Source organism: Prevotella sp. DNF00663, assembly GCF_001553265.1.
Taxonomy (GTDB): domain Bacteria; phylum Bacteroidota; class Bacteroidia; order Bacteroidales; family Bacteroidaceae; genus Prevotella.
On record NZ_KQ960625.1, the window covers coordinates 1 to 16,623 of the forward strand.

The window sequence follows — 16,623 nt, forward strand, 5'->3', positions numbered from 1 at the left end:
CTAAAGCTTTTCTTATCCCGAACTCGCGTATTGATTGATATAAATAAGGAATCATCCAACTACATAACATTGAAATTATTAGTAATACAAGAGATTTATATATTTTAGTTTTAGACGTTACATATTTTTTTTAAAGTGACACTGCAATAGACCAATCATTCTTTTGTTTTGGAAAATTTGTTTCATAAAAAATAATTGTTGGTTGAGTAAGTATCACAATCCCATCTTCTTTTTCTTCAAGCCAGTATCTCTTTATTTCTTTTTCTGTAAATTTTATTTTTCCATTAGCAGGATCAGCAATATAATACGAATAGGTATTATCTCGTTCTTTTTTAACTTTATATAAAACAACAAAATGATTGCTATTCCAATGTAGAATAACTGGAGACTGCATCTTAACAATTGTTGCAAAGTTGCTTTTGCAACAATTGTATTAAGACCTAATTCCGTTGCTCTATTCTTAACATCTCTGATTGTTATGCCAATACGAGATATGCTAAGACCCTCTTTTATATTTTGTAGCGAAACAGGCTTTCCATAGAATGCACAGAGCATCTGCAAGCATACGGCTCCACAGTCTGTACTCTCCATTTGCCAAAGTGATTTATTTTTTTAAAAATTTACTTTTAATAATTAATATCAATTCCTCGTTCTATTCCCTCATTGTTCAAGGAGCGTTTGGTATTGTTTCGTTTTTTGCCAAAATCAAGCCTATAACTCACGCCCAACAACAGCATATTAGCATTATCCTTGATACATTGGCTGTATTCTTCGGGGTGGACGTCTGATACGACGATATTCTCATAAACACTGCCTCGCTTTGTGAACATATTCACCCCTGTAAGTGAAAAGTGCCAGTTCTTGTACTTATACTGAATCTTGACAGTGTTCCACCTATCCTTTGTGCTGTATGAGTTTCCTGACAAGATATAGTCGGGCTGTATCTGATACATAGCAGTTATAAGCCAATTACCGAAAGACAACGTCCCATTCAGGGATGCGTATAGTCGGTTCCTGACATAACTCTTATCTGTCATGGTGATATGCAAATTGTTCCAACCTACGTTCCCCCATACTGTTGCAAACCCGAAAAGCTCTTGTGTTGCTAAGTTCAACTCAAGATTGAATTGGTCGTTATGCTGTCCGTTAATGGGGCGACTCATAAACATATCATAATACGGACTTGAAACATCACTGATATAGCTATAAGTATAGTAGATAGGTTTCTCTGTCCTGCTGTAAGAAGCCCACAAAGAGCCCGTAAAACGTTTATCAGCATATCGTACATACACCCTGTTCCTAATGTAGGAAGACGGTTTCAGGTCTGGGTTACCCTGCCGGATGGTAATGTCGTCAACCCTTTGTGTCAGGGCAGACTGCTGCGTAACTGACGGCAGCGACGGTTCGAGCATCAGCAGATAATTCAACGTCAGACGTTGTGATAGCGGATAATTGACAACGATGTTTGATTTCAGCCTTACAGCATCTGTCTTGTACGAGTTGTTGTTGGCATGATTGTAAATGCCGATAGCACTAAGGCCGTAATTCAGACGCTTGATTTTTCCCTGGAGTTGACCGTACACCGACAGCCTGTTCTGAGTGATTTTACCCTTACCTAAAATCCCATTCTCTGTTTGTTCGTTGTCGGTACTGTTATAATACTCCTTGATTCCCAAGGCTGCGACAAGGTTCTTGAGGGTTTTAGAATACATCATATCGGCAGTTAAACGCCACGACTTATCGTTTGTTAGCGACAGTACGGAATCATCGGGCAACGGACTTTGATATAAGTTGATGTATCGACGGTTATAATCCCCCGACCCATATATGCCATACACATTGGCTTCAATGTATTGTGTTTCGTCTATCTGTTTTTTGAAGAACAAATCGATTGTGGGCAGACAGTATTTCAATTTTTTGTGCGTCAGGTTCTGATATTTTGACAGGTTACCCATATATTGCTGCGTGTTCCATGAATCTTCATCCATCTTTTGATTCTCAATTCCAAAACCAGCCTTTGCCGCAAAAACCGTATTAGGATCATGCATATAGGTATAACCCAATGATATCGTATTCCACCAGTAGCGGAAGTCGCCGGGTATTCCGTTTCTTTCTCTCAAGACTGGGGCATTCCGTCCGATAAACTCACTGGAAGAGTTTATTTCCCTCTCATCGTAATCTCTCCAGTTGGTGCTATAATTGAGTTCCCATTCGGATTTCTTGCGATAATACTCCAAACCAATATTGCCATTGAGAAAACCTGCATTAGCCCCTGTCAGCACATTGGCGATGACCGATCCCCCATCACCTCTCGGATTGAGTATCACATTAATCACCCTGCGGTTTTCATATCTTACGTCAGGATTGTCATGGTATTCAATACGTAAGATACGTTGCGGGTTTAACGCCAAGAAATGACTTAGACTACACGGTCTTCCGTTAATCTTAAAAACAGGTGTCGCATTATCCACCTGAACCGTTTGCAAAGACTCGTTCACCGTCAGTCCCGGCATTTTATATTGCATGTCGCTCAACAGTGACAAACCGTTGGCTGCCCGGTCCAACTCCTTTCTTGACGGGATGATGATATATCTGTCTGGCTTTTGAATGACCGTTTGGGCAGTGACAACAACCTCTCCCAAACTCACTTCCATAGGTTTAAGTTCTATTGTACCCAAATCTACAAACTTACCGTCAGTTCCCGATATTCTGATGTAGACCGTGGTATAATCCTCTTTCGATATTTCGATTGTCAATATAGAATCAGTGACGTTTGCCGATGAAAACATCCCCGATGGGTCGGTTTCAACCCCGACAACCACCTTCTTCATACTGTTACGTCCGATAACCAAGGCTTTCCGTATCGGCTTACCCTTTTCGTCAACCACAGATCCCTTTACTACATATGCATGCAAGAATATGGATTGCAATAACATAACCAAAGCAAAAAATATCTTTCGCATAGTCTAATTTTATTGTTAGTACCCGTTGGCAGAATTAAGTATGCACTAAATTAATTCCACCAACGGGTTTTTATGAGGTTTTTTCTTACCTCTTTTCGTTTTCCTCTTCTTGCTCGTTGAGGTCTTCACCCCAATGCACACGAGCCTCACGCTTTTCGCGTTCGCGTACTTCCAATACTTTCTGTGGGTAGAAAATCATGCGGAGCGACTGGTTGTAGTTGAAGTAGTTCCATATCCAGTTGAGCAATACCACCACCTTGTTGCGCACGCCCAAGATGGAGCGTAGGTGCACTAAGAGCCACATGAGCCATGCGATGAAACCGCTCAAACGGATACTTGCGAACTCGGCTACAGCCTTATTGCGTCCTACGGTGGCCATCGAACCGAGGTTCTTATAATGGAATGGTTTCAGTTCTTTGCCTTTTTCGAGTCGGCGAAGGTTTTTACCGAGGTTTACCCCCTGCTGGATAGCTACTTGAGCCAGCTGTGGATGACCGTTGGGATAGGCTTCGTCGCCACTCATAATACACTGGTCGCCGATGCTGAATACATCTTCTAATCCCTCTACTTGGTTGAATTCGTTCACCTTGATACGTCCGCCGCGCCCTAAAAGAGCATTGTCGAGATTGCCGACAGGCTGTCCTTTGACGCCACTCACCCAGATGAAAGTACGTGTAGAAATGCTGCTACCGTCGGCCAACATCACTTTGTGATCTTGGTAATCGGTTACCATCTTATTGAGTAGTACGTTGACACCCATGTTACGCAGGTATTTCTCTACCTCATCAGACGATTCTTTAGAGAAAGCAGGGAGTAATCGGTTGCCCGCCTCGATGAGGTAGATATTCATGAGCGACGCATCCAAGTCGGGATAGTCGTGAGGTAAGATAGTGTTTTTCATCTCTGAGAGCACGCCAGCCACCTCTACGCCCGATGCACCACCACCAACGATGACAACGTTCAAGAGTTCTTGTTGTTCCAATTTTGTAGCACAGGTGATGGAACGCTCTATGTTTGAGAGAATGGCATTCTGCAATCCCATGGCTTCAGATACCGTTTTCATGGGTACGGCATTGTGCTCTACGTTCACGTTTCCGAAGAAATTGGTGGTTGCTCCAGCCGAGAGTACGAGGTAATCGTATTCCACTTTGCCGATGGAAGTTTGTATAATCTTCTTGTCAGGATATATCGCACGCAGCTCGGCCATACGGAAATACAGGTTCTTACGGTTTTGAAAGTTCCGTCTGAAAGGGAAAGAGATAGAGCTGGGTTCCATTCCTGCCGATGCTACTTGGTAAATCAATGGGGGGAATTGATGGTAGTTGTTCTTGTCGATGAGAATCACTTGATAGTCGGTTCCTTTCAACTTGTTAGCCAGTTTCAGTCCTCCGAATCCGCCACCAACGATAACTACTCTCTTTTGATTGCCTTTGCTAATATTTAAACTCATATCCTGTATATTTTAAAACCACTGCAAAATTACTCAATTTTAGATGAATATACTCTACTCACTTATGATTATTTTATCGTTGCAGATACTTTTCAGTATTGCTGCCTCGACTTTTCAGCATTGTTGAATAGGTTTGGCAGCCATTCTGATGAGCCGTAGCAGTAGCCTCACCCCAACCCTCCCCAAAAGGGGAGGGGGCAAAGGTAAGAGTTAAAAGGTAAGAGATGTAGAGCCAGAAAGTTTTCCGTCTTACAAGCAAATAAGCCTCTTAGTATACCAATCTATACTAATATAGGTGTAAAAGGTACAAATACCACTTATTTTTATTACTTTTGCAATCAGAATATAATCAAGGGAATGACGGCTCATGTTAACCCGTTTTTGGCACAGTGAAGAGCGGTCGACCTACAAAACAATACGACAATGGAATACAATTTCAGAGAAATCGAGAAGAAATGGCAAAAGCGTTGGGTGGAGAATGCTACCTATCGTGTGACTGAGGACAAGACACGTAAGAAGTTCTATGTGCTCAATATGTTCCCATACCCATCGGGTGCCGGCTTGCATGTGGGCCATCCACTGGGCTATATAGCCAGCGACATCTATGCTCGCTACATGCGTTTGCAAGGTTATAATGTGCTCAATCCGATGGGATACGACGCTTATGGTTTGCCGGCTGAGCAGTATGCTATTCAAACAGGGCAGCATCCGGCCATCACAACCGAGCAGAATATCAACCATTATCGCGAACAGCTCGACAAGATTGGATTCTGTTTCGACTGGGAACGTGAAGTGCGTACTTGCGAACCGGGGTATTATAAGTGGACACAGTGGGCCTTTGAGAAGATGTTTGAATCGTATTATTGCAACGAAGAACAGAAGGCTCGTCCCATCACGGAGCTTGTGGAATATATCTCAAAGAATGGTACCAAAGGCTTGACAGTGGCTCAAAGCGAGGACTTGGACATCACGGCCGAGCAGTGGAATGGCATGAGCGAGAAGGAACAACAGCAGGTGTTGATGAACTACCGTATTGCTTATCTAGGCGAAACAATGGTTAACTGGTGTGCCGGACTGGGTACGGTGTTGGCCAACGACGAGGTGGTCGATGGCGTAAGTGTACGCGGTGGCTATCCCGTGGTACAAAAGAAGATGCGCCAATGGTGCTTGCGCACATCGGCGTATTCACAGCGTTTGCTCGATGGATTGGACAGTGTAGACTGGACTGACTCGTTGAAAGAGACCCAGCGCAACTGGATTGGTCGTTCGGAGGGTACCGAGGTGAAGTTCAAGTTGGCGAAAGCAGTGTCTGACAAGTCTGTTTTATCCGACCAATCTGACCTTTCAGAGTTCATTATCTTCACCACTCGTGCCGATACGATGTTTGGTGTTACGTTCATGGTATTGGCTCCTGAGAGCGAATATGTGGCTCAGGTAACTACCGATGAGCAGCGTGAAGAGGTGGAGAAGTATCTGGAATACGTGAAGAAGCGTACCGAACTCGACCGTATGAGCGACCGAAAAGTGACGGGTGTGTTCTCTGGTAGCTATGCCATCAACCCATTCACAGGCAAGCAGGTACCTATTTGGATTAGCGAATATGTATTGGCCGGCTATGGAACAGGTGCCATTATGGCCGTTCCGGCACACGATAGTCGCGACTATGCGTTTGCAAAACATTTCAATCTGCCTATTATCCCGCTGATTGGGGGAGCCGATGTGAGTGAGGAAAGTTATGATGCCAAGGAGGGAATTGTATGCAATTCGCCGGCTCAAGGAGAGTCGAGTTGTGGTTTGGTGTTGAATGGTTTAAGTGTCAAAGAAGCCATTGCAGCCACAAAAAAATATGTTGAGAGCAATGGATTGGGCCGTGTGAAGGTGAATTATCGCCTCCGCGATGCCATCTTCTCGCGTCAACGCTACTGGGGAGAGCCGTTCCCCGTGTACTATAAAGATGAGATGCCTTACATGATTCCGGAAGAATGCCTGCCGTTGGAGTTGCCCGAAATCGATAAATACGAACCAACGGAGACGGGCGAACCACCATTGGGACGTGCTAAGATGTGGGCGTGGGACACCGCGAACAAGAAAGTGGTAGACAAGAGTCTTGTAGACAACGTGTCGGTATTCCCCATCGAGCTCTATACCATGCCCGGATTTGCGGGTAGTTCGGCTTATTATCTGCGCTATATGGACAACCGTAACGATGAGGCTTTGGTGTCGAAAGAGGTCGATAACTATTGGCAGAACGTAGATTTGTACGTCGGTGGTACCGAACATGCGACCGGACACCTTATCTATTCGCGCTTCTGGAACAAGTTCTTGTATGATATGGGCGTGAGTTGCAAGGAAGAACCGTTCCAGAAACTCATCAATCAAGGCATGATACAGGGACGCTCCAACTTTGTATATCGGGTGAATAACGCCGACTCGGCCAAGGCTCCTGTCTTCGTATCGTTGGGTTTGAAAGACCAATACGAGACCACTCCGATTCACGTCGACGTGAATATCGTGAATGCAGATGTACTCGATACCGAGGCCTTTAAGGCTTGGCGACCGGAATATAAGAATGCAGAATTCATCCTCGAAGACGGTAAATATATTTGTGGTTGGGCTGTGGAGAAGATGTCGAAGTCTATGTTCAACGTTGTCAACCCAGACATGATTGTCGATAAATATGGTGCCGATACACTGCGATTGTACGAGATGTTCCTCGGCCCGGTGGAGGCTAGCAAGCCTTGGGATACCAATGGTATTGATGGATGTCACCGTTTCTTGAAGAAACTTTGGGCACTCTTCTGGGATGCACGTGGCGAGAATGACACGTTCTTGGTCAATGACGATGCTCCTACCAAGGACTCGTTGAAAAGCCTACACAAGTTGATTAAGAAGGTAACCGATGATATTCAGAAGTTCTCATACAACACTGCTATCAGCGCTTTCATGATAGCTGTGAACGAATTGAGCCAGCAGAAGTGTCATAGTCGCGAGATATTGCGTGCGTTGACCATTATCATCGCACCGTTTGCACCGCATATTGCCGAAGAGTTCTGGGCTTCGTTGGGCGAGCAGGGTAGCGTTTGCGATGCACAATGGCCGGCTTTCGATGAGCAATATCTGGTGGAAAGCGAGATTCAATTGGCTATTTCCTTTAACGGAAAGGCTCGCTATCAAAAGACATTTGCGGCCGATGCAACCAAGGAATTCATGGAGAAAGCCGTGTTGGAAGATGAGCGTAGTCAGAAATATCTAGAGGGAAAGAGCATCGTAAAGGTGATTGTCGTGCCCAAGAAGATAGTTAATATCGTACTTAAATAAATCAGTATATGAATTTACCCTTTAACATTAGCCCCGTCATACGCGACGAAGTCAGGGACTATCTGTACTTGACACTGGGACTACTGCTCTTCTCTTTCGGGTGGGCAGTGTTCCTCTTACCATACGGAATCGTTACCGGTGGTGTGACGGGTATTGCTGCTATCATCTTCTATGCGACGGGAATACCGTTGGCTTACTCCTATTTTGTGCTCAATGCGTTGTTGTTAGGTGTCGCATTGAAGATACTTGGAGTAAAGTTTTTGATGAAGACTATCTATGCAATCTTGGTTCTTTCGCTGCTTCTTGATGTTGCTCAGAAAGCCGTTACACAGCCCGATGGCACGTTGCTTAGAATACTTGGCGATGGTCAAGACTTCATGTCGCTCATCCTTGGTTGCTCGTTTACGGGTGCATCGTTGGCCATTGTGTTCCTACATAACGGTTCAACGGGTGGTACGGACATCATTGCTGCGGTGGTCAACAAGTATCATAACATCTCTCTGGGGCGTGTATTGATCTTCGTAGACCTTTTGATTATTGGTAGTTCTTACCCTGTTTTCGAGGATTGGAGGAAGCTGGTGTTCGGTCTTTGTACGATGGTTATCGAGAATTTCGTACTTGATTATGTGATGAATGCGCGTCGAGAGTCGGTTCAGTTCATGATATTCAGCAAGAAATATCAAGAGATTGCCAATGCCATTGGTACACAGATGGATCACGGTGTGACCATTCTCGATGGGCATGGATGGTATACCGGACAGGAAATGAAGGTGCTTTGTATTCTTGCCAAGAAGCGAGAAAGCCAGTATATCTTCCGTCTTATCAAGATGATTGACCCTAATGCGTTTGTCAGTCAGTCGGCCGTTATCGGAGTATATGGTGAAGGTTTCGACGAGATGAAGGTGAAAGTACCTAAGGGTATAGAAAAGAAATGAAGATAGTTTTTGCTACCAACAATGCTCATAAACTCGATGAGATTCGACGAATATTGGGCAATCGCTTTGAAATAGTGTCGCTTGCCGATATCGGTTGTCATGAAGATATTCCCGAAACAGGCGATACTTTGGAAGCAAACGCGTTGCAAAAAGCGCAGTATGTGTACGAACATTACGGCTTGAGTTGCTTTGCCGACGACACAGGGTTGGAGGTTGAGGCGCTCGATGGAGCCCCCGGTGTGCACAGTGCACGCTATGCTGAGGGTACCGATCACGATTCCGAAGCTAATATGGCGAAGTTGTTGAGAGAGCTAGAGGGTAAGGATAATCGCCGCGCACAGTTCAGAACGGTGATTTGTTTGATTCAGAATGGCCCTCTCCGTCTCCCCAATGAAGGGGGAGTGTCTTCTCCTTTATCGAAGCATTCTCATGCTTATCAAACAGCAAATCGTGCTAACTATGGTATCCTAAAAGCTTTTAGGGAGGAGAACATTGGTCATACGACAGATGCCGAACGTGCATTATGGGATGCTATCAAGTGCGAAAATCTTGGTTTTAAGTTTCGCAGACAACATATAATAGGTGATTATATTGCTGATTTCGTGTGTCTTTCTGTGGGCTTAATAGTAGAAGTTGATGGTGAATATCATCGCTCTTACGACCAGCGAATTACCGATGAGCAACGTACACAAGACTTAAACAAATTGGGATTTGAGGTTGTTAGGTTTGCCAATGAAGAAGTTATTGAGAATATGGATGGCGTAATTCAAACTATTAAAAAACATCTTAGTGAATTACAAACACTAAAATTTGCTTCTCAACAAACTTCCAAAGTCTCCTCCTTAGGGGACGATTCAACAGGGACAATGACAGTATCTTACTCTGATTCTAGTCTTCAAATCTCCTCCTTAGGGGACGATTCAACAGGGACAATGACAGCATCTTATTCTGATTCTAGTCTTCAAGTCTCCCCTTCAAGGGGAGATTTAGAGGGGCCTATCTTCTTCTCTGGTTCTGTTTCCGGCACCATTGCACACTCAAAGAGTGGAAGTGGGGGATTCGGATACGACCCGCTGTTTGTTCCGGAAGGCTATGATAAGAGTTTTGCGGAATTGGGTGCTGAGGTGAAAAACAAGATTTCGCATCGCGCCAGAGCCGTGGAGAAGTTGGCAGAGTATCTCCATTCACTCGAAGAATAGGACGTCTTGATTACGCAGCTGTCGATACTTCTGCCCACCTACAACTGCTATTGTATGCGTTTGGTGGCCGCATTGCATGCTCAATGTGCTGCCATTCGTGCTTTAACATTTGAGATAATCGTAGCCGACGATGCTTCCACGGAGCACCGCTATGTGGAAGCTAATCGCTCTATTTGGCAGTTCGACCACGTGTCTTATATCGAATGCGAAGTCAATCGTGGTCGTTCGGGTATTCGAAACTTCCTTACTGCGCAATCACATTATCCCTTTTTGCTCTTTATTGATGGCGATTTGGCGCTCGATAATCCTCATTTCATCTTGCAATATCTATCCTCACAGGCCGATATCGTGGTAGGTGGAATAACTATTGGAGGCACTGTAGAACTTTGGAAGGACAATCTTCGATGGCTCTATGAGAAACGGTCGGAGTGTAAACATACCGTCGAAAGAAGACAGCAGTACGGTTTTCGGCAGTTTCGTAGTACTAATTTCCTTGTTCGTAGAGTTGTTGCCGAGCGGTGTCCGTTTGATGAAAGTATCCGAATCTACGGTTATGAAGACGTGTTGTTTGGCAAGCTCGTTGAGCAACAGGGCTTTACTATTGCGCATATTGACAATCCCGTGCAGCTCAATGAGTTTGAGTCGAACGCTCTTTTCTTACAAAAAACAGAGCAATCTTTGCGTGTTTTATCCGGTTGTCGCAATCGATTGCAGGGTTATTCGTCCTTACTTCACGTGATCGAAATACTTCATCGGCTTCGATTGCATCCCTTTTTCAAACAGCTATACCATCTCTTTGGTTCCCGTATCAAACATAGGTTGGAAGGCAATAAACCCAATGTTTTTCTGTTAAATATATACAAGCTTCTCTTTTTAGCTAGCCTTATCAATCCTAAAGAAGACGTATGAAACAACGAATATTCAATTTGATAACCTTCCTTTGTGTCGCTTGTACTGCCTTACAAGCCGCGTCTATCGGCACATGGAAGGCTTATCGTGCTTACAGTGATATTACCGATGTGCAGCAAGGTGGCAATATGCTCTATGTGTTGGCATCTAAAAGCCTGTACACTTACAACAAAAATGACCACAGCTTGCAACTTTATGACAAGACCAATGGGTTGAGTGGTACCGATATTTCGTTTATAGCATGGTCGCAAACTGTCCGTAAACTTATCATTGTTTATACCGACGGGAACATCGATTTGCTCTCTGCTGATGGGCGAACTACCAATATTTTAGGCTATTATAATGCCAGTATTGCCGGCGATAAAACGATCTATGGGGTTGATATCAACGGCAAATTTGCCTATCTTTCCACCGGTTTCGGAGTTGTCAAGGTCAATATGGACAATGCCGAAATAGCTGAAACATATCATCTCGGATTCCGTATAGACTATACATATATTGATGGTGCCAAGCTGTATGTGGCTTCCAGTGTGCAAGGACTTTATGCCGCTGCACTCTCAAGTAATTTGCTTGATAAGGCAGTATGGGCTCGTGTGGGCGATTATCAAGCCTGTGTAAAGTCGATAGACGATGCCCTCTTGACGCAAGTAAAGTCGTTGAAGCCCGGTGGTCCCAAGTATAATGATTTTGGTTTCCTACTTTTTAAGCATGGAAAACTCTATTCAGTTCCGGGATATGCAGATAATCTTCCGGCTGTTATCCAGATATTTGATGGGAGCGACTGGGCTGTGACAAATGAAAAACAACCGTCATTGAACCACGTATTTGTGAACTTTGCGGCGTTGAGTGTAGACCCCACCAATGAGAAGCATGTTTTTGCTTGTGGGCAAACGGGGGTATATGAGTATCTCAACAACGAGATGGTGAAGGAGTATTCCAATCATAATAGTCCGCTACAGACGGCTTCCACAGTAGGCAACAATAATCGCAATTATGTTGTGACAACTGGACTTTGCCATGACAATACAGGTAATCTGTGGGTCATGAATAGCATTAGTCCCTCCACGTCTATCCTTGAATTGCAGAATGACAATACGTGGGAAGCTTTTTACCATAAAGAGTTGATGGTCTATAACAATCGTTCTTGGGAGAATATGGCGGATGTTATGTTTGATAGTCGTGGTCTCATGTGGTTTGTCAATAACTTCTATCGTGTACCGGCATTGGCCTGTTATCAGCCGGCTACCGATGTTATTAAGACTTATCCTACTATTACTAACCAAGACGGAACGCCCCTCCAAATAGGTTATGTGCGTTGTGTGGAAGAAGATTTGGATAAGAATATATGGGTGGGAACGAATGTCGGACCTGTCTATCTATCTGCTTCCGAGATAGCAAATAATGGAAATACATTCATACAAGTGAAGGTGGCGCGTAACGATGGTACCAATTTTGCCTCCTACTTATTAAGTGGTGTGGATATTCTCTCAATGGCTATAGATGGTGCCGGGCGCAAATGGTTCGGTACAAATGGCAATGGTGTCTACCTCATCAGTGCTGACAACCAGACTGAGTTGCAACATTTTGTGGCATCAAGTAGCCCACTTCTCTCCGACGAGGTACAGAGTATAGCCATTGACGATGCCTCCGGTGTGGTGTATTTCGGTACATCCAAGGGACTTTGTTCGTATCAAAGCGATGCCACCAAAGCTGCCGATATCATGACCAAAGAGACGGTCTATGCCTATCCGAACCCTGTTCGCCCCGACTATACCGGGCCTATCACGGTAGTGGGATTGACCTATGATGCCGATGTTAAGATAGTTTCGGCAGCCGGATATTTAGTTAAACAAGGGCGCAGCAATGGTGGTACGTTCGTTTGGGACGGCACCGGTACGAATGGAAGGCGTGTCCCTAGTGGAATATATATGGTACAAACGGCTACGCAAGATGGCGATAAAGGAACGGTATGTAAGATTGCCATCATTAATTAACCAGTATTATGCGACAGTATATACATACTCATTGGGCTATTGCCATTATTCTATGCTTCTTCCCTGTTGCCTTATGGGCCCTGCTACAGTTACAACCTACATTTGATGATTGGACTTACTTGACGACTCCCTACACCGGAAAACTATCGGAAGTCATTTTTCCTGCAGGCGTCTATTGGCGTCCGTTCGACGGATTGATAGGCTATGTGCTGGGCTTCAATTACCATCTATTCCCTGCGCTCAACCATCTGATAGTGCTTTTGGGACATACTTTGGCTGCCGTATGTGTATTCCTTTTGTGCCAAAAATTGAAGTTTAAGGCTGCTTCTACAAACATAGCTACCTTGTTTTTCTATCTTGCTCCGGGCATGTTGGGCACGGTGTTGGATATCGATTCCATTAACCAGACTTACTCAGCTTTGTGGGGATTGATAGGACTTCTACTTTTTTTGCGTTATCAAGGTAGCGTTCGTATTGCTTGTTATGTCGTTTGTTGTTATTTTGCAGTGCTTTCCAAGGAGAACGGAATCCTTTGGTTTGCCATTATCCCTCTCTTTGCTTGGGGAATCAATAGGCTTTCCATGCGTTGCTTATGGCAGTTTGCCGGTCTTGCATTTGGCTGCATATTGCTGTATGGTATTGCAAGATTGTCATTGCCCAACAGTGGGATGTATGTCAACAATGAATATTATAGTTTTGCTTTGGCAGTCAAGATCAAGAATATCGCCAAGTTTGTGGCAGTTACATGTGTCCCTACTGATTATGTAGGTCTCATGCATCGAAGCCCTATTGGTATTGCCGGTGCAGTCTTAACCTTCTTTATGGCCATGCCGTTTTACCTGTCATTGTTTGCTTCAAAGGTCCGTTATTGGCGCGAACGGACGTTTTGGATGTTCCTATTCTACATTTTCTTAGGTGCTTCCATTCACTTGGCAACTATCTTTACCGTCATGCATGCCTACGCTTCTTTAGGTTTGGAAGCTCTCTTGGTAGCCTATCTGCTAGATAAGCAAACAGTCTCTAAGCGTATCATAGGTTTCACCTTATTATATATGGTGTCTGCTTTCATGATAGCCACTTCCCATTGGGATGCTGCAAGAGCAGCAGGGCAATTGGCTCAACGTATGGGAGAGAACACGCTGCGAGTGCTCAAAAATCCAGTTGATAGCGTTTATAGCATCATGTTGGAAGACACTGTAATACATTATTCTTCGTTCCTTGTACCTCCTGCCAAGGCTTTTGGTTGGGGTAGAGCTGCCATACATGCAAGCAAATACCGATGGCCGAAAGAATGGAAAGATACATTGATACAGCGTGATAATAAGGCTGCTATCCCACGATTGGTAAAACTTGCACATCAAAAGGGCTATCGCTGCGTGATGGTTTATGATGGGGAGAGAATGAAGGTGGTGTCTCGATAGTTTCGTATTATCACTTGCCTGCATATCTCTTTAGTGTACAAAGATACTCTATTAGATTTAGTCTTTCCAAACAAATAGCATATTATTAGTGCATACATAGCAATGGTTCTTGGAGATGATGTTTCCCGTGCTAACCTATAATATATTGTGTCATTCGATAAGACTTATTAAAAACAAAAGGATTACCATTCATCTCAAATGGTAATCCCTTACTGTTAGCACCACGACTGGTGCCTATTGACTAAATTAGAGAGTTATGCTTACACCGCCATACCATGTTGCACCGTATACTGGAGCATACATGAAGGCTGCATCATCGATATGTTTGCCTGTTACGATGCTTTTCACATCACCAAAAAGCATCGCGTCTGTATCTTGCGCCACGCAGTGTAGCACTGCCATCAAGGCAAAGAGTGCTACGAAATACATTCTTTTCATATTATTGAAGTTACTGTTTTATCCGGTGCAAAATTATACTTTGTTTTATATATCAACAATACTTAAAAGTAGGTAAACATTTCTTGATTTTCTGTGGTATTGAGTTTTTAGGTATTATAAGTAAGTATTGTAAAGTGTAAATATATGCTTTCAGATGGAATTGTTTACCTTTGTGGTATGAAGAAGGTTTGTTTTTCATTTTTATTATGGTTGTTAGCAATGCCATATTGGGCTTTGGCGCAACAGTTAAGTCGCATGGCGCAAAGCTTAGAACTCCGTGGTTATGTGAATGTGAAGCAAGTTGAGCCTACGATTCAAGTGAGTCTGATGTATGGGCGTGCCGATAATTTCACGGGGCGGGTGCTTTACGATGACTTGCGTGAGGCTTACTTACATCCCCAAGCAGCCGCAGCACTGGCACGAGCACAGCGTCGGTTGAAGCAATTACGCCCCGACTTGTCACTCAAGGTGTACGATGCGGCTCGTCCTATGAGTATCCAACAGAAGATGTGGGACTGTGTGAAGAATACGTCGAAAGATATTTATGTGAGCAATCCGGCGCATGGTGGCGGTTTACACAACTATGGGTTGGCGGTTGATATCACTTTGTGTGATGCGCGAGGTGACACGCTTGATATGGGAACGAAGATAGATTATATGGGTGCGGCAGCTCATATAGACCGCGAAGATGCACTGGTGGCCGAGCGCAAAATCAGTCGTCGGGCACGCGATAATCGCCGATTGTTACGTCAAGTGATGCGTTATGCCGGTTTCAGAGGACTGCGCACGGAGTGGTGGCATTTTAATTTTAAGAGTCGGGCAGAGGCGAAACGTGCCTACCAAGTGATTAAATAAGGAGGATAGATTTCTGAATTTTGTCCAAAGGACAATTCTTTTAATTACCGTAAACCTAAAGGCTTACAGTAATTAAGTGGTTGTCTTTTAGACAGTATACTATTACAAATTAATCCTCAACACACTTCATATTTTGAGCCAACTGGGCTACGGAGCTGGCTCCGACGAGCACACTTGTCACGCCTTGTTGTTCTAAAATCCATCGCAAAGCTTTCTCTGCGAGTGTGTGTCCGGCTGCTTCGGCCTCTTGGTTCCATGTTCTGAGTTGCGCAAGAAGTTCGGGTGTGAGTCGCTCTTCGGGCAATGATGTGTGATGAGCCATGCGACTATCAGCCGGGATACCGTCTAGATAACGGTTGGTAAGCAGTCCTTGGGCAAGCGGAGAGAAGCTGATGAAGCCGATACCATGGGTGCGGCAATATTCCAATTGTCCTTCGTCCATAGGCTTACGGTTTATCATATTCAGGCAATCTTGGTAGATAAGCAACGGCACATCGCGCTTGCGTAGATACTTGTCGGCTTTCTTCAAGGCTTCCAACGGCCAACGGCTGATGCCCACATAGAGTGCTTTTCCCGCGCGTACAATATCTACTAAGGCTTGCAAAGTTTCTTCGATAGGGGTCTCTGGGTCGAATCTATGGCTGTAGAAGAGGTCTACATAGTCCAAATGCATGCGTCTAAGACTTTGGTCAATGCTTGCCATGAGATACTTACGAGAGCCCCATTCACCGTAAGGACCGGGCCACATGTCGTATCCGGCCTTTGAAGATATGAAGAGTTCGTCGCGATATGGGCGGAAATCATCGTCCATCAAGCGCCCCATTGTTTCTTCTGCCGTGCCGTAAGGAGGACCGTAGTTGTTGGCCAAATCGAAGTGGGTGATACCATGGTCGAATGCGTAGTGGGTGATAGCGCGGCTTCGTTCGTAAGGGTCTACGCCTCCGAAATTGTGCCAAAAGCCCAGTGAGATACGTGGAAGTTTCACTCCTGTGTTGCCACAACGGGCATAGAGTGTGCCGGAATGGTCGTAACGCTCTTCCGCTGCTGTGTACCGTAGTTTGAGATTCATGCTCTTTGTAGAATTAGTAGTTAGTAGTGAAGAGTTAGAAGTTTTTAGAATGAGGAATTAGGAATGAAAAGC

General features: G+C 44.5%; 10 protein-coding genes and 3 pseudogenes. 8 read left to right on the top strand and 5 right to left on the bottom strand.

The genetic code is table 11. The features are described 5' to 3' along the window. Positions 1-130 precede the first annotated feature (130 nt). From HMPREF3034_RS13145 to HMPREF3034_RS06755, 3 genes and pseudogenes are all read right to left on the bottom strand, one after another. A pseudogene (locus HMPREF3034_RS13145) lies at positions 131-591 on the bottom strand (cysteine peptidase family C39 domain-containing protein). Positions 592-626: 35 nt separating this feature from the next. Further along, entirely contained in the window at positions 627-2,888 is a 2,262-nt protein-coding gene (locus tag HMPREF3034_RS06750; protein WP_231725626.1) for a peptidase associated domain and porin domain-containing protein, read from the bottom strand. Between the two features lie 160 nt (positions 2,889-3,048). Next, complete coding sequence (locus HMPREF3034_RS06755) at positions 3,049-4,413, bottom strand: NAD(P)/FAD-dependent oxidoreductase (protein ID WP_062434257.1); 1,365 nt, start codon at positions 4,411-4,413, stop codon at positions 3,049-3,051. Between the two features lie 423 nt (positions 4,414-4,836). Here HMPREF3034_RS06755 and leuS point away from each other — a divergent pair, with 423 nt between their 5' ends. From leuS to HMPREF3034_RS06785, 7 genes and pseudogenes are all read left to right on the top strand, one after another. Then, positions 4,837-7,731 (top strand): leucine--tRNA ligase, encoded by a 2,895-nt coding sequence (gene leuS / locus HMPREF3034_RS06760; protein WP_062434268.1) that lies wholly within the window; start codon positions 4,837-4,839, stop codon positions 7,729-7,731. A gap of 8 nt (positions 7,732-7,739) precedes the next feature. Continuing rightward, on the top strand, positions 7,740-8,666 hold the full coding sequence (locus tag HMPREF3034_RS06765; protein ID WP_036898225.1) for a YitT family protein: 927 nt from the start codon (positions 7,740-7,742) through the stop codon (positions 8,664-8,666). After that, positions 8,663-9,442: pseudogene (locus HMPREF3034_RS13150) on the top strand (non-canonical purine NTP pyrophosphatase); the annotation flags it as partial. The gene HMPREF3034_RS06765 and the pseudogene HMPREF3034_RS13150, both read left to right, overlap by 4 nt. 156 nt (positions 9,443-9,598) lie before the next feature. Continuing rightward, on the top strand, positions 9,599-9,865 hold the full coding sequence (locus HMPREF3034_RS12985) for a non-canonical purine NTP pyrophosphatase (RefSeq protein ID WP_369796368.1): 267 nt from the start codon (positions 9,599-9,601) through the stop codon (positions 9,863-9,865). Between the two features lie 6 nt (positions 9,866-9,871). After that, complete coding sequence (locus HMPREF3034_RS06775; protein WP_156431067.1) at positions 9,872-10,774, top strand: glycosyltransferase family 2 protein; 903 nt, start codon at positions 9,872-9,874, stop codon at positions 10,772-10,774. Then, a complete protein-coding gene (locus HMPREF3034_RS06780) occupies positions 10,771-12,768 on the top strand; it encodes a type IX secretion system anionic LPS delivery protein PorZ (protein WP_062434272.1) in 1,998 nt (665 codons plus the stop codon). Before HMPREF3034_RS06775 ends, HMPREF3034_RS06780 begins: the two co-directional genes overlap by 4 nt. An 8-nt stretch (positions 12,769-12,776) precedes the next feature. Beyond that, positions 12,777-14,189 (top strand): hypothetical protein, encoded by a 1,413-nt coding sequence (locus tag HMPREF3034_RS06785; RefSeq protein WP_062434274.1) that lies wholly within the window; start codon positions 12,777-12,779, stop codon positions 14,187-14,189. 246 nt (positions 14,190-14,435) lie between these two features. Here the strand turns inward: HMPREF3034_RS06785 and HMPREF3034_RS13155 are convergent. Next, positions 14,436-14,516 (bottom strand): annotated as a pseudogene (locus tag HMPREF3034_RS13155) (TonB-dependent receptor); the annotation flags it as partial. Between the two features lie 288 nt (positions 14,517-14,804). On the opposite strand from HMPREF3034_RS13155, the gene HMPREF3034_RS06795 reads away from it, so the two are divergent. Beyond that, positions 14,805-15,482: a M15 family metallopeptidase gene (locus tag HMPREF3034_RS06795; protein ID WP_082721728.1), complete on the top strand. Its 678-nt coding sequence runs from the start codon at positions 14,805-14,807 to the stop codon at positions 15,480-15,482. A gap of 109 nt (positions 15,483-15,591) precedes the next feature. Here HMPREF3034_RS06795 and HMPREF3034_RS06800 read toward each other — a convergent pair whose 3' ends face one another. Beyond that, positions 15,592-16,551 (bottom strand): aldo/keto reductase, encoded by a 960-nt coding sequence (locus tag HMPREF3034_RS06800; RefSeq protein ID WP_036898239.1) that lies wholly within the window; start codon positions 16,549-16,551, stop codon positions 15,592-15,594. Between the last annotated feature and the right edge of the window lie 72 nt (positions 16,552-16,623).

Excerpts from the sequence above, each read along its gene's own strand:
- HMPREF3034_RS06785 (WP_062434274.1), top strand. The coding sequence starts at position 12,777 with ATGCGACAGTATATACATACTCATTGGGCTATTGCCATTATTCTATGC.
- HMPREF3034_RS06755 (WP_062434257.1), bottom strand. The coding sequence starts at position 4,413 with ATGAGTTTAAATATTAGCAAAGGCAATCAAAAGAGAGTAGTTATCGTT.
- HMPREF3034_RS12985 (WP_369796368.1), top strand. The coding sequence starts at position 9,599 with ATGACAGCATCTTATTCTGATTCTAGTCTTCAAGTCTCCCCTTCAAGG.
- HMPREF3034_RS06780 (WP_062434272.1), top strand. The coding sequence starts at position 10,771 with ATGAAACAACGAATATTCAATTTGATAACCTTCCTTTGTGTCGCTTGT.
- HMPREF3034_RS06800 (WP_036898239.1), bottom strand. The coding sequence starts at position 16,551 with ATGAATCTCAAACTACGGTACACAGCAGCGGAAGAGCGTTACGACCAT.
- HMPREF3034_RS06795 (WP_082721728.1), top strand. The coding sequence starts at position 14,805 with ATGAAGAAGGTTTGTTTTTCATTTTTATTATGGTTGTTAGCAATGCCA.
- leuS (WP_062434268.1), top strand. The coding sequence starts at position 4,837 with ATGGAATACAATTTCAGAGAAATCGAGAAGAAATGGCAAAAGCGTTGG.
- HMPREF3034_RS06765 (WP_036898225.1), top strand. The coding sequence starts at position 7,740 with ATGAATTTACCCTTTAACATTAGCCCCGTCATACGCGACGAAGTCAGG.